General features: G+C 41.0%; 24 protein-coding genes and 1 riboswitch. Of the genes, 7 read left to right on the forward strand and 17 right to left on the reverse strand.

The window, feature by feature from the left end:
• Positions 1-82: 82 nt before the first annotated feature.
• A complete protein-coding gene (lipM, locus tag M1D98_RS11845) occupies positions 83-919 on the reverse strand; it encodes an octanoyltransferase LipM (RefSeq protein ID WP_456279607.1) in 837 nt (278 codons plus the stop codon).
• Positions 920-1,108: 189 nt separating this feature from the next.
• On the opposite strand from lipM, the gene M1D98_RS11850 reads away from it, so the two are divergent.
• Positions 1,109-1,489: a rhodanese-like domain-containing protein gene (locus M1D98_RS11850; protein ID WP_010328268.1), complete on the forward strand. Its 381-nt coding sequence runs from the start codon at positions 1,109-1,111 to the stop codon at positions 1,487-1,489.
• 401 nt (positions 1,490-1,890) lie between these two features.
• Here M1D98_RS11850 and M1D98_RS11855 read toward each other — a convergent pair whose 3' ends face one another.
• The 4 genes from M1D98_RS11855 to M1D98_RS11870 all read right to left on the reverse strand — a co-directional run bounded on the left by M1D98_RS11855 (position 1,891) and on the right by M1D98_RS11870 (position 6,378).
• A complete protein-coding gene (locus M1D98_RS11855; protein ID WP_268559087.1) occupies positions 1,891-3,096 on the reverse strand; it encodes an MFS transporter in 1,206 nt (401 codons plus the stop codon).
• 82 nt (positions 3,097-3,178) lie between these two features.
• Entirely contained in the window at positions 3,179-4,219 is a 1,041-nt protein-coding gene (locus M1D98_RS11860; RefSeq protein ID WP_010328266.1) for a Gfo/Idh/MocA family protein, read from the reverse strand.
• Positions 4,220-4,235: 16 nt separating this feature from the next.
• Entirely contained in the window at positions 4,236-5,081 is an 846-nt protein-coding gene (locus M1D98_RS11865; protein ID WP_456279608.1) for an HAD-IIB family hydrolase, read from the reverse strand.
• Complete coding sequence (locus tag M1D98_RS11870) at positions 5,053-6,378, reverse strand: DegT/DnrJ/EryC1/StrS family aminotransferase (protein ID WP_010328264.1); 1,326 nt, start codon at positions 6,376-6,378, stop codon at positions 5,053-5,055. Before M1D98_RS11870 ends, M1D98_RS11865 begins: the two co-directional genes overlap by 29 nt.
• Before the next feature lie 103 nt (positions 6,379-6,481).
• Here M1D98_RS11870 and M1D98_RS11875 point away from each other — a divergent pair, with 103 nt between their 5' ends.
• The gene (locus M1D98_RS11875) at positions 6,482-7,471 is read left to right on the forward strand and encodes a LacI family DNA-binding transcriptional regulator (protein ID WP_456279609.1); all 990 of its coding nucleotides are present in this window, start codon (positions 6,482-6,484) and stop codon (positions 7,469-7,471) included.
• Between the two features lie 423 nt (positions 7,472-7,894).
• On the opposite strand, the gene gcvPB is transcribed toward M1D98_RS11875, so the two are convergent.
• Genes gcvPB through gcvT form a run of 3 tightly spaced genes read right to left on the reverse strand, consistent with a single transcriptional unit; the run spans position 7,895 to position 11,819 of the window.
• Complete coding sequence (gcvPB, locus tag M1D98_RS11880; RefSeq protein WP_435576535.1) at positions 7,895-9,361, reverse strand: aminomethyl-transferring glycine dehydrogenase subunit GcvPB; 1,467 nt, start codon at positions 9,359-9,361, stop codon at positions 7,895-7,897.
• A complete protein-coding gene (gcvPA, locus tag M1D98_RS11885; protein WP_121642889.1) occupies positions 9,354-10,700 on the reverse strand; it encodes an aminomethyl-transferring glycine dehydrogenase subunit GcvPA in 1,347 nt (448 codons plus the stop codon). Before gcvPA ends, gcvPB begins: the two co-directional genes overlap by 8 nt.
• Positions 10,701-10,730: 30 nt before the next feature.
• Positions 10,731-11,819, reverse strand: coding sequence for a glycine cleavage system aminomethyltransferase GcvT (gcvT, locus tag M1D98_RS11890; RefSeq protein WP_268534107.1), 1,089 nt, complete (start codon positions 11,817-11,819; stop codon positions 10,731-10,733).
• A gap of 172 nt (positions 11,820-11,991) precedes the next feature.
• Positions 11,992-12,093: riboswitch (glycine riboswitch) on the reverse strand.
• Between the two features lie 168 nt (positions 12,094-12,261).
• Between gcvT and M1D98_RS11895 the strand changes: the two genes are divergently transcribed.
• The 4 genes from M1D98_RS11895 (at position 12,262) to sinR (ending at position 15,475) form a co-directional block, all read left to right on the forward strand.
• Positions 12,262-13,935, forward strand: coding sequence for an SNF2-related protein (locus M1D98_RS11895; protein ID WP_435576534.1), 1,674 nt, complete (start codon positions 12,262-12,264; stop codon positions 13,933-13,935).
• 20 nt (positions 13,936-13,955) lie between these two features.
• Positions 13,956-14,750: a YqhG family protein gene (locus M1D98_RS11900; protein WP_435576533.1), complete on the forward strand. Its 795-nt coding sequence runs from the start codon at positions 13,956-13,958 to the stop codon at positions 14,748-14,750.
• Positions 14,751-14,932: 182 nt separating this feature from the next.
• Positions 14,933-15,106 carry an anti-repressor SinI gene (gene sinI / locus M1D98_RS11905; protein ID WP_010328257.1) on the forward strand — a complete coding sequence of 58 codons (174 nt, stop codon included), beginning with the start codon at positions 14,933-14,935 and terminating at the stop codon, positions 15,104-15,106.
• A 33-nt stretch (positions 15,107-15,139) separates the two neighbouring features.
• Entirely contained in the window at positions 15,140-15,475 is a 336-nt protein-coding gene (gene sinR / locus M1D98_RS11910; RefSeq protein ID WP_003226345.1) for a transcriptional regulator SinR, read from the forward strand.
• Positions 15,476-15,559: 84 nt separating this feature from the next.
• On the opposite strand, the gene tasA is transcribed toward sinR, so the two are convergent.
• The 3 genes from tasA to tapA form a co-directional block, all read right to left on the reverse strand.
• On the reverse strand, positions 15,560-16,345 hold the full coding sequence (gene tasA, locus M1D98_RS11915) for a biofilm matrix protein TasA (protein ID WP_010328256.1): 786 nt from the start codon (positions 16,343-16,345) through the stop codon (positions 15,560-15,562).
• A gap of 62 nt (positions 16,346-16,407) precedes the next feature.
• Complete coding sequence (sipW, locus tag M1D98_RS11920) at positions 16,408-16,980, reverse strand: signal peptidase I SipW (protein WP_435576532.1); 573 nt, start codon at positions 16,978-16,980, stop codon at positions 16,408-16,410.
• On the reverse strand, positions 16,964-17,728 hold the full coding sequence (tapA, locus tag M1D98_RS11925; RefSeq protein WP_435576531.1) for an amyloid fiber anchoring/assembly protein TapA: 765 nt from the start codon (positions 17,726-17,728) through the stop codon (positions 16,964-16,966). Before tapA ends, sipW begins: the two co-directional genes overlap by 17 nt.
• Positions 17,729-17,996: 268 nt before the next feature.
• Between tapA and M1D98_RS11930 the strand changes: the two genes are divergently transcribed.
• Positions 17,997-18,323: a YqzG/YhdC family protein gene (locus tag M1D98_RS11930; protein ID WP_026014435.1), complete on the forward strand. Its 327-nt coding sequence runs from the start codon at positions 17,997-17,999 to the stop codon at positions 18,321-18,323.
• Positions 18,324-18,366: 43 nt separating this feature from the next.
• On the opposite strand, the gene M1D98_RS11935 is transcribed toward M1D98_RS11930, so the two are convergent.
• From M1D98_RS11935 to comGC, 6 genes are all read right to left on the reverse strand, one after another.
• Positions 18,367-18,546: a YqzE family protein gene (locus tag M1D98_RS11935; RefSeq protein WP_039074466.1), complete on the reverse strand. Its 180-nt coding sequence runs from the start codon at positions 18,544-18,546 to the stop codon at positions 18,367-18,369.
• A gap of 71 nt (positions 18,547-18,617) precedes the next feature.
• Positions 18,618-18,992, reverse strand: coding sequence for a competence type IV pilus minor pilin ComGG (comGG, locus tag M1D98_RS11940; protein ID WP_268552034.1), 375 nt, complete (start codon positions 18,990-18,992; stop codon positions 18,618-18,620).
• Positions 18,993-19,376, reverse strand: a complete 384-nt coding sequence (comGF, locus tag M1D98_RS11945; protein WP_121642894.1) for a competence type IV pilus minor pilin ComGF — start codon at positions 19,374-19,376, stop codon at positions 18,993-18,995.
• Between the two features lie 25 nt (positions 19,377-19,401).
• A complete protein-coding gene (gene comGE / locus M1D98_RS11950) occupies positions 19,402-19,749 on the reverse strand; it encodes a competence type IV pilus minor pilin ComGE (RefSeq protein WP_268524140.1) in 348 nt (115 codons plus the stop codon).
• Positions 19,733-20,161, reverse strand: a complete 429-nt coding sequence (gene comGD / locus M1D98_RS11955; RefSeq protein WP_268526947.1) for a competence type IV pilus minor pilin ComGD — start codon at positions 20,159-20,161, stop codon at positions 19,733-19,735. Before comGD ends, comGE begins: the two co-directional genes overlap by 17 nt.
• The gene (comGC, locus tag M1D98_RS11960) at positions 20,151-20,447 is read right to left on the reverse strand and encodes a comG operon protein ComGC (protein ID WP_014114400.1); all 297 of its coding nucleotides are present in this window, start codon (positions 20,445-20,447) and stop codon (positions 20,151-20,153) included. The genes comGD and comGC overlap by 11 nt, the downstream gene beginning before the upstream one ends.
• Position 20,448 lies beyond the last annotated feature (1 nt).

Raw genomic sequence — 20,448 nt, forward strand, 5'->3', positions numbered from 1 at the left:
GCACCTTAACTTTATAAACCATTACAAGTTTACACTAATGAACTTGAAAAAACAAGGACGCTTCGCGGGTCAAAAGCCCTGTTTACCGCTTGTAATTCCATTCATCTGAAGCGTACTTTGTTTCTGCCAAGTGTTGTACAAAATCAAGCTCTCCCTGAGACAGTTCGTATGGCTCCAAATGAATGTTAAGACCTGTTTCAAACCCTTCTTTAAAGGCTTTACGGGCCTCGTCCATCGTTACCCGCTTTTCAGTGAGTTCGTTAATGGCAACAGCTTTATTTTTGAAATTGCGCTGCATCCGCTCTCTGACTCTTTCACTCGGATACAAAAACAGATCAAACAGCTTGTCCTCATCCAAATCAAGGAGAATAGAGCCATGCTGAAGGATCACGCCTTTTTGTCTTGTTTGCGCGCTTCCCGCCACCTTGCGTCCCTCGACGACAAGCTCATACCACGAAGGCGCGTCAAAACAAACAGATGACCGCGGATTTTTTAAGCTTTCTTTTTCTTTTTCAGTTCTCGGGATGGCAAAGTAAGCGTCCAGACCGAGATTTCTAAAGCCTTGGAGGATGCCTTCTGAAATGACTCGGTATGCCTCAGTGACCGTCGCCGGCATTTCGGGGTGTTCTTCTGAAACAATCACGCTGTATGTCAATTCTTGATCGTGCAGCACACCTCTTCCGCCGGTTGGGCGTCTGACGAATCCAAGATTATACTTATGTACTGCTTCAAAATTAATTTCCTTTTTAATATTTTGAAAATACCCTACAGAAAGAGTCGCCGGATTCCAGCCGTAAAAACGGATAACCGGGGGTATTTTTTTTTCGCTGTGCCAATATAAAAGCGCTTCATCAAGCGCCATATTAAATGCAGGATATGCATTGCCTGAGTCTATAAACCGCCACGTTTCTTTTTCCATTTTGAGACCTTCCTTACCGTTTTAATAGAATTAGTTTATCAAACTGCCGGGAAAATGAAAAATATTTTCGTTCCATTATGGATGACAATCGCGCTATGCTTTACTATAATAGAACTTGTCGAAAACGGCTCTATCACCTTGTTTTATGAACAGGGTTTTGATTTTATATGCTAAAGGAGTAGAACCACATTGTCTAATATGATCGTTTTGATTATTTTTGCTGCGTTTCTCGTGTATATGATTGCTTCATATGTCTATCAGCAGCGAATTATGAAAACACTTACGGAAGAAGAATTCCGCGCGGGTTACCGAAAAGCGCAGCTGATTGATGTTCGTGAGCCTAATGAGTTTGAGGGCGGGCATATTTTAGGCGCCCGCAACATTCCGCTCTCCCAGCTGAAACAGAGAAAAAATGAAATCCGTCCGGACAAGCCTGTTTATCTGTACTGCCAAAACAGCGTCCGCAGCGGACGCGCGGCACAAACCCTGCGCAAAAACGGCTGCACTGAAATTTACAACCTAAAAGGCGGCTTTAAAAAATGGGGCGGAAAGATTAAAGCAAAGAAATAAAGCTAAACAGCTGCCTATTGGCTTTTAAGGTATTTTTCGCTTTTCCTTTTCTTATATTTTTTTCGCCTGAGCATTAAAAAATCCTTCTTTCGTTCAACAAGAACGTTTGAAGGATTTTTTTACTGCCCACATGAAAAGACTCAAAGGACAGAACACTAGTTAACATTGCCATTGCCCATATATCCCGATTAAGTGCCCTTTTAGAAATGGCCATCACAGAGCTTTTTCGCCTGATCTTTACAAAAAAGTATGGCAAAAAAACGCTGATCATTCCCCTCAAGCAACTCCAGCGCCTTTTTTTAGATACATTTCATACTGCCGAGAAAACACTCGACAGCCAGAGAGGACACTACATCCTCTTCTTACTTACGATAGGTTCGTATCTTTCATTTACACGTTTGTTACTGTGTTTTTGAAGCTTTGCTTTCAATTGAAATAGGGTCTTCTGTTTTCGTTCTCCTAATCTTTACAGATATGCCTACTAAAATCATCGCCATCGTTGTAAATATCCCCATGGTTAATAAGATCGTATCCTGATTTAAACTCCATCCGATTAAGAAAGAAATGATCGCTCCTCCGAAACTTGCCGAAGCAATAAATAAACTTGTCACTTCGTCAACGTACTTTTGAATCATGATTGAGGCTAGTGTTAATGCAATGGGAAATATGCCCGCTATACACAGACCAATCAAAAATGTACCACCCAATTGAAAGATTGGGTTGCTTATATAAGAGAAGGCAATCAACAAAACAATTAAACAACTGCAACTAAATAGAAGATACTTCGAAAAATCAAGCCTTCTGCTTACTAAACCAATCAGGATTCTTCCTATGATGATCCCCACCCAGAAAAAGGAGACACTTATAAGGCTAATTTGTGCATTGTCTTGGTTTATCATGATGGAAGGTAAAAAGTTGGCAAAATTCGTTTCAATTCCAGCATATAGGAAAGCAAAAAATACAAAAAAGCCTAACTGCTTTGATTTTTTTCTATCTTCTATAAAGTATTGAAAGGCTCCTGCATCTGGCAGGGACACTTGCTGGTTAGCGTTCTTAGTGTACTTTCTGTTCTTGGATAAGAACATTAACCACCCTGCTAATAGGACAAACAAAAAGGTGAATATGCAGTAATATGGTACATACCAGTTATTAATATTGATGAAGGAATTAATGAATAATGGAAAAGATAAAGCGCCTAATCCGAAAAGGACTTCCAACTTACTCATTTTTTCTGCATTACTTGCAAAATTAGCAATGACAAAGGAACCAACTGTTGTTTCTAATGTACCTGCCCCATATCCTAAAAGAAAAGCCATTACAACAATATAATACCAATCTTTGGTTAGAAAAAAGAGACTTAACGCCACAAGCATGATGGTTAAAGCGAACGTCAGTGTCCTAAAGTGACTGTATTTCTTAATCATTAACGGTGCCATTAATACGCCGCTTAGGAAACCGGTAAACTGAAAGAAAATGATGACCGAAATGTCGTCTGTTGTCTTGTTAAAAGACTCTAATAAAAATGGTGTCAAACTCCCTGTTGAGATATGGATAATGCCCACTGTAAAAAAGAAAGCATATCCAAATAAGTATGTCCCTCTTACCATTCCTTACACCCCTATATGAAAAAGCAGGAAAATGAATTCCTGCTTTTTTAGTAGCTTACCTTTTTGAATCACTAATTGACTGCTAAACAGACATTTTTTGAAAGTTGCTATCTTTCTCAAAGAACATTTCCAATACTTCCTGAGATCTAAAACCATCGATAAAAGAAGGAATCTCAACCCAATCTTTCTGAGTTGATTCAATCCAATTGATTAACTCGCTTCTAAAAGAATCAGCCCAACCATAAAATTCGTTTGGCGGATCGTTTAACAAACTTTGCGGCACTGGGCAGTCTACCGCGTACAAGCCATCAATGAGCTTGTAAACGTGAGGATTACCTGTGTGGTATTTAAACTCTTTTTTGTGCCCCACTACCTCGATGCTAAAACCACAGTCTTCAGGTACAGAGCTTTTTGATGTGATGATATTGACAAATACCTTGTTTTTCAGTTGACCATAAATTTCCGCATAGTCATCTACAAGTACCTGTTTTTCTTCTTTTGTTTTTACATTTGTGTTCATCTTTGCTCTTACTGATTCTGGGATGAAATCACTCTCAAACAAATACCATACCATGTCGATAAGATGAATACCCAGATCCCCCAATGATCCACTAGTCTTCTTACTATTAGCGTCATCTCTCCAAGTAAACTTCTTACGTCTAATTGCACTATTTTTCTTGAAATGTACTTTTATGGACAGGATATTGCCTAATTCATTATTGATGATTAAACTTTTTAAGATATTTACGTAAGGCAAATATCTATAATTAAATCCCATACAAGCTCTGACGTCTAACCTTTCAGCAGTATCTTTCATTATGCTTGCTTCCTCAAGAGAAATGGCCATAGGCTTTTCACACAATACATGCTTATGTTTTGCTAATGCTTGCAAAGCATGTTCTTTATGGCAAAAGTTTGGGGATGCTACAATGATACCTTCTGAGACATCAATTAGTTCATCTACATGTTCATATGTCTTCCCACCGAACGTTTTAACAAAGCTTGCCGCCTGTTGTTGATTTATATCATACACCCCTGCTAACTCTGCATTTTTTATTGTAGATAAAGCCGTTGCATGCGCTCTTGCAATACCACCTGCACCTATGATTCCAATCTTCTTCATATCTATTTCCTCCTCATTATCCAATTAATTTTTTCAAGGTATTTGTAATGCCTTTTGAGTACTCACTATCAGATATAAGGTGGTGCAAGTTTTTGGCTTCTTGTGTTGCATTCTTTAAGAGATAGCCATTCCCTACCGCCTGTAGCATACGAACGTCATTTCCACTATCTCCAAATGCGATCGCATTTTCGGCATTTAGGTTGTATTTCTCTAACATAAACTTTACAATCTCGTGTTTTCCTGTTCTCATGGGTATAAAATCTACATCATAGCTGCCTTCAGGATCACCTGCTAAGGGATTACACCGATTTATATTAACTGAAACACCGTATTCCTCGCAGATCTTTTCAATGGCCGACAGGTTTTTCTTGTCGTTTATTTCATCTTGTTCCTGATAATAAAAATTATGCTTATACCGTGACTTTCCTAATTGAGTTTGTGGATCCAAAAAAATGTTCTCATTTTCACGTAACTGTTTCACAAGCATCTCAATCTTTTCTTTACTAAACGATTCATTTATACGACTGTTCCACTCATTATCTTGCTGTCCGAAGTTATGCTCTGAAAAGTACGTAATTTCTGTTCCCAGATCACTAGCTATAAAATGCGGGAAATATTTAAATTTTCCCCGTCCCATTTTATCGAGAATAGACTCTATACTACTCCCAGTAACCCATCCGATTAGCAGTTCTCCATCTTTGCTTTTTTGTTCTAGATAGTCTTCGAGTTCATATATGTGTTGTTGTTTCTGTTCATCGATTGTATGCGGAAAATACGTTTCATCAAAATCACAAAAAACAATGTACTTAGGATGTTCAACTTTGGATAACGTTTTATACTCCGATTTCTTGCTTAATAACATCAAACAGTCCCTCCAACACTCTGTCTTGTTCTTCTAATGTAAATGACGGATATAAAGGCAAGTGCAGTACCTGACGATGAGCCTTTTCCGTATGAACCAATTGGAGTTTTGCATACTTGTCCTGCACTAAAGGAGTTTTTTGCATATGAGACAGTACTGGATAATACACATCTGTTTGAACACCAAAATCATCATTTAATGTAGTCATAATGTTTGTCCTATCTTCTGTTCTTACCTTAATAGGAAACAGATGCCACACATGATCTTCACTTAATTCTGGCAATTCAATAAGGCCTTTATTCTGTAATTCTGCTAATTGAGTCATGTATCTATCCGCCAAGAATAGTCTTTTGAAGTTGTTTAATGAGAGGTACTTTATTCTCTCTAAACCAATCGCTGCCTGTATATTGTCCATTTTTGAATTAAAACCAAAATTGATGGCTTTCTTATTTTTCACATTTACTTCAAAACCATGATAACTAAATTGAATGCATTTTTCAGCGAGCTCTTCATTATCAGTCGCTATCGCCCCAGCCTTGCCGCATACACCAACATTCTTATATGGATTAAAGCTTAATGTAGTAATGTCTGCATACTTTCCTAAGTCTGTCAGTCCAATCCCTTGGCAAGCATCCTCAATAACTTTCAATTGATAACGATTTGCTATTTGACGGATATGCTCCATTTCTGAATGTTTTCCGTATAAGTGCACAGGCAGAATAAACTTTGTATAAGGAGTTATTGCTTCCTCAATTTTGTTAGGATCGATGCAGAATGTTTGCGGGTTAATATCCGCATAGACAGGAACGCCTCCCAAAGCTAATACAGCATTTTCAGTAGCTGAAAAGCTATTAGCCGGCATGATTACTTCATCCCCCCGGTTTAACCCTAATGCCAGTAATCCTATCATGATCGCATCGGTTCCGCTGCTAGTTGCAATTACATACCTTTTATGTAAATATGTAGATAAAACCTTTTCGAATTGGTCTACATAGGAACCACTTGTAAATTTTCCAGTTGGCAAAACTTTAGTTAACGTTTTTAAAATATCATCCACTTCATCATTGGTTATTAATCTATCAACAGGCAAAAAAGGGACATTTCTTATTTCACGATGTTTTTGGTAGTTGAAAAGATCATTTTCAATATCTGTATTTTCTTTTAATACGTGTCTCCAGCGCTCGTTTACAATACTGTCTTCAATAACAAGTTCTTTTCCTTGCACGTCACCTTTTAAATGTTTTAGCAGCAACATGTTTTCTTTACTTTTACCTGTAACTTTAACCTGTTTTTGCATGAACAGTACCTCCAATGATTTGTAATCTGGAAAATTTGATACAAATTTATCCTAATTTCTGAAACCGATAACATGTCAATAACTTTTTTAAGGAAGGGAAAATATGCCTACAATCGATGAGATAGCAAAATTGTGCAATGTGTCTAAAACCACAGTATCTAGAGTATTGAATAATCATCCTTATGTGTCGAAAGAAAAAAGAGACATGATCTTAAAAACGATTAACGAACTTGACTACACGCCCAATTATTTAGCACGGAATTTCAGAAGAAATAAGACGCAAACGATAGCTTTATCGGTTCCGAGTATCGACCATCCATTTTTCACTCAATTAATAAAAGGGGTCTCTCATGAAGCGCTGTCTAAACATTACAAGGTCGTTGTATTTCAAACCTTTTATGACCAACAGACAGAACTAGAGCTATTAGAGTTATTGAAACACAAAGAAGTTGACGGTATTATTCTTGGAACGTTAGAAAATGAATGGGAGAAGATTTCCCCTTTCCTGAAGTATGGGCCTATCTTATTATGTAATGAGTATCATCACTCAGCGGACATAACGATCATTGGGTATGATGAATTTGAAGCCGCATACATGGGAGTAGCACATTTAATTGAAAGAGGACATAAAAAAATTGGATTTTGTTTTGATACTCCATATAGCGAAGCTCAACGTCAGAGGAAAGAGGGTTATTTGAAAGCTCTACAAGATTACAATTTACATCATAAAAATGAATGGATATTCGGCGAATTGTTTAATATCGAGGATGGCTTTCGCGTTTTTGATAAGATAAAAGATTTAAAAGACAGGCCCTCAGCAATATTTACAGGGAATGATCAAGTCGCCGCAGGGATTATTAAACAGGCGATAAAAAGCGGCTTTCATGTCCCAGAAGACTTAGCTGTCATTGGTTTTGACAACCAACTGATCTGCCAAGTCGTCACCCCGACCATAACTACGATTGATATTCCGATAATAGAATTAGGTCAACAGGCTGTGTTGAAACTCATCGAGAATATTTCGGGTAACACTTCTTTAAACAGAAAAATTATTAAACTACCAACAAAACTTATGATCAGAGAGTCAACTTAACGATAGATTTTCGCTTCGTTATCATTTTATATCTTTGTATAAAAAAAGAGGTTATTCTACTCAACCTCTTTTTCAATCAGAAAACCTGTTTTTTGAATTCTCCTCCATGCTCCCATACCAAAGCCGCAAAGATTTCTTCGCCTTTCATTACGCCCACTGGCAGCTTCACTTCAAATCTCATGCAATGAACCCCTTTTCAAAAAAATTTCTTAAGAGGGCTAACGATGGATTGGTAAAGATTCCTTTGGATAGAGTGACAGCTGCATTAAAAAATCCTTCAAACGTTCTCATTGAACGGATGAAGGATTTTTCATGCTCACCAGTTGCACGCCAAAAAAGGCGAAGAAATACAAAAAACACCTTAAAAACCAGTTTAATGAACGAATTGAACCCACATACAATCTATTAGGCAGCTGTTGTTATTTATCTCTTTGCCCCCTCATACCTGAGCACCGGGTGTCTCGCCGCTTTTGTTTCATCCATTCTCTTTACAATTGTCGTATGCGGCGCCTCTTGAACGAGCTCAGGATTCTCCTCCGCTTCTCTTGCAATTTGAATCATAGCGTCGATAAACGCATCCAGCGTTTCCTTTGATTCCGTCTCTGTCGGCTCAATCATGATGCATTCTTCAACATTAAGCGGAAAATAAATCGTAGGCGGATGATAGCCGAAATCAAGCAGCCGTTTTGCTATATCAAGCGTACGGACTCCCAGCTTTTTCTGCCGCTTGCCTGACAATACAAATTCGTGCTTGCAATGACGGTCAAACGGAAGATCGTAATAAGGCGCGAGCTTTCTCATCATATAGTTGGCGTTTAACACTGCGTTCTCAGTAACAGCCTGTAAGCCATCAGGCCCCATGGAGCGGATATACGTATACGCTCTGACATTGATGCCGAAGTTGCCGTAATACGGCTTCACGCGGCCGATCGAGTGTGGGCGGTCATCATCAAATGTAAAGCGCCCTTCCTTTTTGATTAAAACTGGCTTTGGCAAATAAGGAATCAGCTCTTTTTTTACACCGACAGGGCCTGAACCGGGACCTCCGCCGCCATGAGGGCCAGTGAATGTTTTATGCAGGTTGAGATGCACCACGTCAAATCCCATATCTCCCGGTCTCGCTTTGCTTAAAACCGCATTTAAATTGGCGCCGTCATAGTACAGTTTTCCGCCCGCTTGGTGAACGATTTCCGCCATCTCGGTGATCTGCTCCTCAAACAGGCCAAGCGTATTCGGATTCGTCAGCATCAGAGCAGCAGTTTCTTCATTCACCGCTCTTTTTAAATCTTCCAGATCGACAAGCCCATTTTCATTCGATTTCACCGTAACCGTTTCAAAGCCGGCTACTGTCGCTGAAGCCGGATTTGTCCCGTGCGCGGAATCAGGAACAATGACCCTCGTCCGCTTGAAATCCCCGCGCGCTTCATGATAGGCGCGGATCATCATCAGCCCCGTCCATTCGCCATGCGCCCCGGCAGCGGGCTGAAGTGTGACCTCATCCATTCCCGTAATGTCCTCGAGGTGCTCGCTTAAATCATATAAAAGCTCTAAAGCGCCTTGCACCGTATCTTCATCTTGAAGAGGATGAATTGCAGCAAAACCGGGAATTCGCGCGATCTTTTCATTGATTTTCGGATTGTATTTCATTGTGCAGGAACCAAGCGGGTAAAAGCCCGAATCCACCCCGTGATTGCGTTTGGACAACGCTGTATAATGGCGCATGATATCCAGTTCGGACACCTCAGGCAGCTCTGCGTCCACGTCACGGGTGTAGGTGTCTGATAAGAGGTCCTCCAATTCGATTTCCGGTACATCGAGCTCTGGCAGGCTGTAGCCGATACGGCCTTCTCTGGAAAGCTCAAAAATAAGTGCCTGATCCTGATTATTCATGGCGATCCCCCAATTCCTGAATGAGTGCGTCAATTTCTTCTTTTGTTCTCAGCTCCGTTACAGCAATCAGCATATGACAGTCCATCCCTGGATACGTCAGCCCAAGATCATATCCGCCGATGATGCCTTTTGCCAGCAAACGCTGGTTCACAACTTTCACCGGTTCATCCAGTTTGATGACAAATTCATTAAACATCGGGCCGTCAAATATAATGAGGAGGCCCGCTTTTTTCGCTTCTTGCTTTGCATAGTTGGCTTTTAGGATATTTTGGCGGGCGATTTCTTTTACGCCGTTTTTCCCGAGAGCTGTCATGGCGACAGAAGCTGCCAGTGCATTTAAAGCTTGATTCGAGCATATATTTGATGTCGCTTTATCCCGGCGGATATGCTGTTCTCTGGCTTGTAATGTAAGCACAAATCCTCTTTTGCCGTTTTCGTCTTCCGTTTGTCCGACGAGACGGCCCGGCACCTTTCTCATTAACTTTTTCGTGACGGCGAAAAAGCCGCAATGCGGGCCGCCGTATGCTGAAGGAATGCCGAAAGGCTGCGCATCGCCGACGACGATATCAGCCTGAAACTTGCCCGGCGGAGTGAGGAGGCCTAACGCAAGCGGGTTAGCTGACACAATGAACATGGATTTCCCTTGATGAGCGATAGGCTCAATATCCTTTAATGGCTCGATCCGTCCAAAAAAATTCGGGTACTGAACGATCACTGCGGCTGTATCCTCGCAAACGGTTTGGCGCAAAGCGTCAAGATCTGTGACACCATCCGCACTGGGAACTTCAACAACTTCAATATACTGGCCTTTTGCGTACGTTTTCAGCACTTCTCTCGATTCTGGATGCACGGTTTTTGACACAACGATTTTTTTCTTTTTCGTATGGCCGGAAGCAAGCATTGCCGCTTCTGCCAAGGCTGTTCCGCCGTCATACATAGAGGAGTTGGCAATATCCATTCCTGTCAGCTCACAGATCATCGTTTGGAATTCGAAAATGGCCTGAAGCTCCCCTTGCGAAATTTCCGGCTGATAAGGCGTATACGCCGTATAAAACTCAGAGCGTGAAATAACATCATCCACGATCACAGGCTGATAGTGGTCATATACACCCGCTCCCAAAAAAGAGGCGTGTTGTACGGTATCGCTATTTTTAGAGGCCAGCTTTGCCAGCTCTCTTGTGAGCTCGGTTTCTGATTTCGCTTTTTTGATTTGATACTCTTTTTTATATTTGACGTTTTCCGGTATATCAGCAAATAGTTCATCGACGCCGCTTACGCCGATCGCGGCAAGCATTTCCTGTTTATCCTTTTCTGTTGCGGGCAAATAACGGTGCTTCATGTGTTGACTCCTCTCCCCAAAGAAAAAATATTAGCGTTTATAAAATGGTGTTTTAACAACCTTTGCTTTCACTAATTTTTTGCGAATCTCTACCTCAACTATAGTCCCGATTTCACTCGCTTCCGCAGCAATTAAGGCAAGGCCGACGTTTTTCCCTAATGTCGGTGACTGCGTGCCGGTTGTCACCTTTCCGACGGACTTGCCATTATGGAACACTTCATATCCGTGCCGCGGTATCCCTTTTTCAATCATTTCGAGTCCGACAAGCTTTCGCTTCGCTCCTTTTTCTTTCTGTTCACTCAATACTGACTTGCCAAAAAAGTCAGACTGTTTTTTGTGCTTTACGGCAAAGCCTATACCTGCTTCAATCGGTGTAATATCCCGGGTCAGCTCCTGGCCGTAAAGGGGGAGCTTCGCTTCAAACCGGAGCGTATCACGTGCGCCGAGACCGCATGGAATCAGTCCGTATGCTTCTCCTGCATCAATGATTTTCTCCCATATATCCACAGCGTCATCCGTGCGGCAGTAAATTTCAAATCCGTCCTCACCCGTATAACCGGTGCGCGAAATAAGCGCTTTGCAGCCGCTGATATCAGCCTCATCAATAAACGCAAACGGCTGTAATGCAGATAAATCTGAAGACGTCAGCGTTTTTAAGATTGTTTCTGCTTTTGGCCCCTGTAGAGCTAAGAGCGCGATCTGATCAGACAAATGATCAATCTGCACATCACCTGCGGCATGTTCTTTCATCCAAGCCAAATCTTTATCTATATTAGAAGCATTAATGACCAGCAAATAATGGTTCTCACCTTTTTGATAGACAAGTAAATCATCGACGGTTCCTCCGTCGGAATAGCACATTGCGGTGTATTGTGCCCGGCCCGGTGTTAACGCGGAAATATCATTGGTCATCAGCCTTTGCAAAAAAGGCAGACTGTCATTTCCTGACACTTCGATTTCTCCCATATGAGAGACATCAAACAGCCCGGCTGCAGTTCGGACAGCTTCGTGTTCCTTTTTGATAGAAGAAAATTGAACAGGCAGCTCCCAGCCCCCGAAATCAATCGTTTTCCCTCCATATTTTTTATACAGGTCAAATAACGGCGTTCTTTTCAGCATCGAATTCCTCCCCTTTTTCAACGGCGCAGCTAAAAAAACATAGAAAAAAGGACAGAGAAACACCTCATGTAAAATGAAGGTTCTCTGTCCTGGCACCTGAAAGTTTACTTTGCATACGCAAAGACGTCCCCTTTGGTGGTTTGCGTATCTGCGCAAACACTCTCCAGAGTTGCGTCGAGCAAGAGTTCTTTTGCCTGAGAGATTCACTCCGCAGTTTGCTCCTTCGGCGCCTGAATCCCGAGATTCTCGGTCAGGTCTCTCCCCTTGCTGTCATTCGCTCATATTTTCATGCTGTTATGGACATACTATAGCAATATCTTACATCAAATACATACTCATATCCTACCACCATCACTATATGCTGGGCAACACCAATTTGGGCAGATTTTTCTGATATTGTTCATTTTAAGAATCGAAGAATAAGAAAGGCGGTTTCAAAGCAATGGACGCAGAATTGATCAACGATACAAAATGGCCTGAAGAATTCGCGGAAAGGCTTCAACATGATGGCCCTTGGGCGAACTGGGAACTGTACAAGCTCTCTGCAGAAATCCAGGAAACATTAGCTATACCTGAATTTAAAGGCTTACGGGCTCCTTTATACCTGCCTTCCTTTACACCGCTCCCGCACCAGCTTGAGGTTGCGCAAAAAGTGGTTGAAAAAATGAACGGAAAAGCGATTTTAGCAGATGAGGTGGGTCTCGGGAAAACAGTTGAAGCGGGACTGATTCTAAAAGAATATATGATTCGCGGATTAGCCAAGAAAATTTTGATCCTTGTGCCCGCGTCCCTTGTGTCGCAGTGGGTCAAAGAGCTTCAGGAAAAATTTTTGATCCCAGCCGTTGAACAAAAGAAAAGCTACGTGTGGGAGCAGAGCGATATTGTCGTCTCATCAATCGATACCGCAAAGCGTTCGCCCCACCGGGAAATCGTGCTGTCTATTCCATATGATCTCGTTATTATTGACGAGGCACACAAACTGAAAAATAGCAAAACGAAGAACTATGAATTTGTCCGGAATCTCGTAAAAAAATATTGCCTGCTTCTTACAGCGACGCCAATTCAAAACCGTATCGAAGAAATTTTCAATTTGGTGTCCTTATTAAAACCCGGCCATTTAGGCAGTCAAAATCACTTTCAAGAAGAGTTCGCCAATAAGAAATCCAGTTTAGAAGCGCATGAGCATTTAAAAGATCTTGTAAATAAAGTCATGATCCGAAACAGGCGGCGTGATACTGGACTGACTTGGAAACAGCGGCATGTTGAAACAGTGCCGATTGAATTTTCTCCATCAGAACAAGCGCTTTACGATGAAATTTCCAGTCTGAAGGAGGGCATCAATAAACCGGCCAGCATGTTCTCGATTATGACATTGCAAAGAGAGTGCTGTTCAAGCAGAGAAGCGGTATATATGACGCTGAAAAAAATGCTCGATCAAAAAGAAAAACAAGCACCGGCGATTGATGAAAACACCATTTCGGTTTTAATAGACCGCATCAACCAAGTCACACAAAACTCTAAAGCGCTGCAAGTCGTTGATCTGATCAAGAAGATAGACGATAAGGTCATTATTTTTACAGAATATCGGGCAACCCAGATTTACCTCCAATGGTTCCTTCAGCAAAACGGCATCAGCTCCGTGCCCTTCAGAGGCGGATTTAAGCGCGGGAAAAAAGACTGGATGAAGGATCTTTTTCGAGGAAAGGTCCAGGTTCTGATTGCAACTGAAGCCGGCGGAGAAGGAATTAACCTGCAATTTTGCAATCACATGATCAACTATGACCTGCCATGGAATCCGATGCGCCTTGAGCAGAGAATCGGAAGAATTCACAGGCTCGGCCAGGAGCGTGACGTACATATTTACAACATGGCGACAAAACATACGGTGGAAGAACATATTTTAAAGCTGCTATATGAAAAAATTCATTTATTTGAAAAAGTGGTCGGTGAACTTGACGATATATTAACGAAAATTCAAGTAAACAATTTCGAAGAACACCTGCACGACATCTTGTACCATTCCGCAACAGAAGAAGAAATGAAAATCAAAATGGACAACTTAACCTCATTTTTGTCTTATAAAAAACAGCAGCCTGCTGAAAAAAGAGGATCTTAGCCTGTAAGGAGGTTTTATAAGTGAGACAGCAAGAGGTTCACGATTTTCTGCTTCGTTTTTTCCAGGCAAACAGCTGCCCGATCGTCGATCAAGGTTCCGGCTATATGACAGTGCAGCTTACCGTTGAAATGGACAAACAGATCATGAACCGCCCTTTCTACTGGCACTGGCGCGAGAAGACAGGCGGCGATCCGAAACCGATGAAAATCACTTTTATAACAGATAAAGAAACTGCACCAAAAGACCTAGATGGCGAATTTATTTATTTTGGGGCCCCCCGCCTTTTTCAAATGTTCAAAGCTGTTAAACAAAATGGGAGATTTACCAGAATGTATGAGAAAATTGAGTCAGCTGGAGCTAAAGTCCCACTTCAGCCTTGGCTTAGTATAAATGTCACGATTTCATACCAGTCCGACATGAAAAAGGATAAGCTATTGTCACTAGGTCTTCACCTAGTCTCTGGAACCATCATTGAACATTTTCAAAGCAAGCTCACACAGCTTTCACTGACGTCTCACATCTGTGACTATTGCTTCACCATATCACCTATGATCAAACCGGCAAGCGGCCTTAAGCGGATGGAAAACTATATTGCCAAATCCGCTATGCAGGAGCCGTCAAACTGGGCAGAACAGGCGGTGAACAGGTGGGAGAATGACTTGTCATTGCTTGATAAGTTTTATGAGCATACAGAAGAAAAACCAGAAGAGTATCATCTAGAAAAACAGGCGCTGAAATCCCTGTATCAACCGAAGATATCAATAGAAATTGAAAATGGCGGTTTATTTTATTTGCAAAATAATATTTCAAGCTAACTTTTTTGCCATTCGACATCGTTCTCGTTTTTTTTGAAAAAATGCGATTATAATAAAGGTGTATTGGAAAAAAATTCTGGTAATTTCAATGGCAAATGACTTCCAGAGACGCTGAAGGCACACAAGAGTCATGGCCGGGCTGGCTGAAATACATAAACAAGTATTTTAGGAGGAGAAACTGCATGAAAAATGCAAAACAAGAGCACTTCGAATTAGATCAAGAATGGGTTGAATTGATGATGAAAGCCAAAGAGGCAAATATCAGCCCGGAAGAAATACGAAAATATTTACTTTTAAACAAAAAGTCTGCTCATCCTGGTCCGGCAGCCAGAAGTCATACCATAAATCCTTTCTGAATGTGCTATAATATCACAAGGAAGGTGATGACATTGATTGGCCAGCGTATTAAACAATACCGTAAAGAAAAAGGCTACTCACTATCAGAACTAGCTGAAAAAGCTGGGGTAGCGAAGTCTTATTTAAGCTCAATAGAACGAAATCTACAAACGAACCCCTCCATTCAATTTCTCGAAAAAGTCTCCGCTGTTCTGGACGTCTCGGTTCATACTTTGCTCGATGAGAAACATGAAACCGAATACGATGGTCAATTAGATAGTGAATGGGAGAAATTAGTTCGCGATGCAATGACATCCGGGGTATCGAAAAAACAATTTCGTGAATTTTTAGATTATCAAAAATGGAGAAAATCCCAAAAAGAGGAGTAGTGCCTGAGCAGAGGCACTGACTCCTCTTTTGTCAATACACATCAAGAAGGCCCAGTATATTAATACTGGGCCTTCACGATGTTATTAATTTTTATCCTCACTGTGCGCTTTTTCATTTTCTTTAATGTAACCGTCTTTTTCAGTATGTTCCTTTTTGACTGTCAAACCGTTCCACTGTGTTGCTTCAAACGAGAATTGAAGCTGTACTGAGTTGCCTTGGTATTTATTTTGAACCATTAGGCCGTTTTCGTCTTTTGTTTTATCATCTTTAAATTGGATCTCCATTTGAACCTGATCAAAATCAATCGGTGTCTTTGGAACACCATCATATTCTGGAGCGGTTGTACCGTCAATTGTGGCTACATTGACTTTACCGCTTGCATGTAAAAATTTAGGGTCAATTTGTTTTTTGATTTTTTCAGCAGCCTTTGCATCATTTTTAGCAGACATCAAATACAAGTCCTTGAGGTTGGCATCATCTAAGATAATATTTTTAGGGTATCCATTGCCGCCCTCTTTTCCTACTGTCAATACTGTTACTTCAAACTGGCTTAGAAAATCTTCTGCTGATGTATTGCTGCCGCCGTTTGCTTTAAATTCACCGTAATTCAGCGCCATTAATACTTCTTTAATCGCAAGTGTGCCGTTATTTTCAAATTGAAAGTCTTTCGTCAATTTGTCTCCCGGCTTTAAATTTGATAAATTGACACTTGCTGAATTTTCCTTAGCAGATAAATCAAGTGTACCTGACGCAAAAGTAGCATCCGTTGATTTAATGTCATTAAAAGCTGCCCATGTTCCTCCTCCCACTAAAGCTAATCCTAGTGCTGCGGAAGCAACTCCTAAACTTAATTTCTTTTTCATGCCCATGGCAAACTCCCCTTTTATTGAATGATTTATATCGAAACCTGTTTCCAGGTTTACAACTGAAGTTAAGTGGACATCGTGCTGTCCTTTGTATCTGTTTCCAATGCTTTTGTCTTTCTTTCAATTTCTCTAAAGGCGCTAGTGATCGTCACAAAAGCGTACACCAGCAGCATCACGCCGGGAACAATCAGTAAAACAGCTGTTCCGATTGGCTGGCTGGCAAAATGAAGCATATAGCCGGCATATGGGAGCTGAAAACCCGTATATTGCGCTCGGACATTTTCGTCCGATACAAGCGCTGAATCAGCTGCGGCGTTATTGTCCCCTTTTGTTTTAAACAACAAATGGTCTCCTTGCTTCGTCACATCAACAATCCTGTGGGTGACCGCCGTATGTTCATCCTGCATAAATGTAATGACGTCACCCTTTTGAAGCTCTTTCACACCGGTGATTTCTTTGACCAATATTAAAGAACCTGTGTTGAACTCGGGCTCCATTGAACCCGAGAGAACTGATTTCAGCGTGTATCCAAACACTGCCGGTTCTCCCCCGGATGAACGAGTTGATATCACGACAAGCGTAAGTACAATAATGAGAGTAAAGATGATCACGTAGAGAATATTACTGATCATCTTCATTGCTTTTTTCATCCTCTTCCCCGCTTTCCTTCTCAACTGATTGAGTATCTTTATCTTTCGTTGTTACCGCTTCTTGAGATCCGTCCTCTTCATTTGTTTTTTCTTGCATATTCTTTTGTGATGTTTCCTTCGCCTTTTTGACGGCAGGCTTCGTTTCTTTTTTCGGGACTGTCGGTTTTTCATCGCACCTTGCAAGCGTCATTGGCTCCGACCACTCAAAAGTACTGCCGTCTGCAGGATATCCGGCCGGTTTATATACTTTAAATGCATAAATGCCGGGTTTCATTTTTTTCTTCGTTTCGATTTTATATAGTGAATCGCCAATTTGCTTGGAAATGAACCCTTTTTCGATCACGTTTCCATCCTTTAATGGCTTGCGGGCGTTTTCCAGCTTATGAAGCTCCCACTTCCATTTTGATTTCTTCAATTTCTCACCTGTATTTTCGAACTTAGCAAATAAAGTGACAGGTGAGCATACAGTGCCTTTCGTATTCGTTTGATCTGACAGGTGCAAATCACTTTGGTCCCAGCGTTTATCGTAATGGCAGTTTTTATCTGTATGCTGAAAGTCTTTACACGTTCGAAGTGACATATTTAATGTTTCTGTATCATGAAAAGCAGCGCTTGTGTCACCGGAAATTTGTAAGCAAATCGCGGCAGTCAGACTGAAAATGACTGAAAGCTGAAAAAAAAGCAGCACTTTCAGTTTCGTCATCGCTTTTAGCTGATTGCGGAACAATCGAAACATCTCTTACCTCCTGTAGAACACTGTAACGTAATATGACATTTGTTCTCTTTAAAGAACTATACATAAAGTATATTCAACGTTTAATGGTTTGAAAAACACCAAAATCGACCATTTCGTTCGTTTAAACGAATATTTTCGCCATCTTACAAAGTCTTACTCAGTATTACTCATCTTTTTATATTTTTGAAATTTTTGGGATTGCTTTGTGAGAAAGCAGATGCATATCCAATTATGATTTGGAAAACATAAACAAGGAAAGGGTGACAGCATAATGATCAAACCGTGTGTGATTTGTCTTTCTCTTCTCGTTTTCGGCACCTCTGCCGCTCACGCAGAAGAAATGCCGCTTATGGCCGCCCGCCACATATCAAAATGGGAAGAGCTTGCAGTAAAAGAAGCAAAAAAAAGGTACCCGCTCGCACAGGTACTGTTCAAACAAAAAGTATGGGACCGCAAAAGAAAAGATGAGGCAGTGAAGCAATACCATTTAACCCTAAAGGAAGGATCAAAGGAATTTGGCGTATTTGTCACAATTTCATTCAATCCGTATAGCCAAAAGGTTCATAAAATTGCCATATTAGAAGAATATCAATAAGGTCCTCCATTTAAGAAGGACCTTATTCACTATATCTGTGCAATTATTTTTTTCGCTTTAGCCATAACTTGAAACCATAGGGGAAAATACCGAACCACTGCTGTGAAGCAGGTATTTTTGTTTCTTTCCGTACCTCTTTTCGTTCTTTTCGCTCATCTTTTGGGGTATCTATATATTTGACAAGTTGTTGAGTCATGTATTTGACATAATCATTCGTTTTCACGTGATCACCTCATCATTCAATTATTATGAGTGTTGGCTCACAGGACTTTTTTTATACCTCCTTTCTTTGCTTCATTCCGTCCAGCTCAGCAGTTGTTTCTGTTTTTGATCAAACACTAGTTGTGCAGTTCTTTCGGTTCCTGACTCTGTCATGGCTTTTAAGTTAATTTCTTTTTGCTCTTTTATCGATGTCTCATAAATGTCATAAGACACCTGCCCATATGTAAACTGCTGTGAACCCTTTTGGCCTTTCCGTTGCTCAAGGATATGCCTTATGGACAATAGCGCGCCATTCTGAAGTAAATTTTCTCCTGTATATAACTCTTTTGTTTCCTTTTCAAACATGCAGCGCGAAATATACTGAGCAGCAGTAAAGTTCACGACCAGCAGCACAAGTGCGGATATAAAAAGAACAGCGGGATATATAAAACCTCTCGTGCGATACATTCACCCTCCTCCTAAATACGGGTAAACGGGAAACGCAGTTTGATACACTTCTTGATTCTCACTTTCAACTTTCATCAAAACAATCCCGTTTTCAATCTCAGCTTTCATCGCTGTGATATGATCTAGAATCGGAACATGCCCTTTGCCATCCACCCTTTTTCGTATCATGGAGTGATAGGCTTCAAAACGGATATCTTGCCCAGAAGAAGTGGTACAGATCAACACGCTCCCACGCTCGGCTGTCTTGACTGCGGGTGACTGCTTGCACTCGTTCATCATTTGCTCCACCGAAATCATCCATTCTTGCTCTGTGAAACCCTCATGTTCCTGCTGGCGCAACAAAAACAGATGAAAGATCATAGCTAACGATCCTGATATGAGCAAAAAGACGGAAAGCGAAAATAGTACGTTAAGAAGCGTAAAGCCAGTCTGTTCGCATAATGCTGAGGCAAAATGGTTTTTCTTTATAAGCTGCTGCTGAGATGCATACGGTTTGATAATCCCCCTCCTCCTCCCACTTCAGCGCATAGATATTATTGTGTTTCGCAACTGTTTTTGAAGCAGTTCCTTCACCAGTCATCATATATTCGCTTATGCTTTCATTCATGATCTGATACCCGATCTCTCGTGATTTCGCTATATCTTCATCAGCTATCAGTTTGCTCCACAAGGGCACGACTGTCAGCAATAAAAACAGCCACAGGCTTAGCGCAGACATTGTTTCTATTGTAGAAAAACCCTTATTTTCTCTCCACATTAACTCTTCCGCTCCCTAAATAAACTGTGATGTCATAAGCGGCATGTCCTTTTACGCGTAATTTCCCGCCTGTATTCGGATGCCCTTTCTCATTAAATTCCAAACGGTCTTTGAGTGTCAGCAGCTCTATAGAAAGTCCTGTCGGATAGGATCTTTCAATCACCGTTTCATCCGTGACTAACTGATACTCTTTTCTGTGAAAGAGAATTTTTGTTCTTTGATGACTGGACATTGCAGTCTGCTGCGCAAGCAAAATATCACTTTTCAGCTGCCATGCCGCCTGACGAACGGCTGTATTCCCATAAACAGGAGGAAGTGCGGTAAACACCGCAATTAAGAGGATAGAGGCGAGACTTAACACAAGCAAACTTTCTAAAAGAGTAAATCCCTCCTCCTTTAATTTAATGTTCAACCTTAACTTCTCCGCCAGTGATGATAATGTGTTTCCCATTTGGACAAACTGCATCCTTTTTCACATAGCCCTCTGACTGTAAATCAGCAAGGCTCGGTGTTTGCCCTTCATGGTCAAGCTCAAATGCAGTCATTTGCGCCTTAATCATATTTTGCAGTCCCTCGCACCCTTTTTTCTGAATGGTTTGATTATGTTTCGTGACGTTCGGTATCGTAATTAAAAGCAAGATTGAAATAATAAAGAGCACAATTAGCATTTCAACAAGTGTAAATCCTTTCTCATTCATC

The sequence above is a fragment of the Bacillus sp. K7 genome, assembly GCF_053903245.1.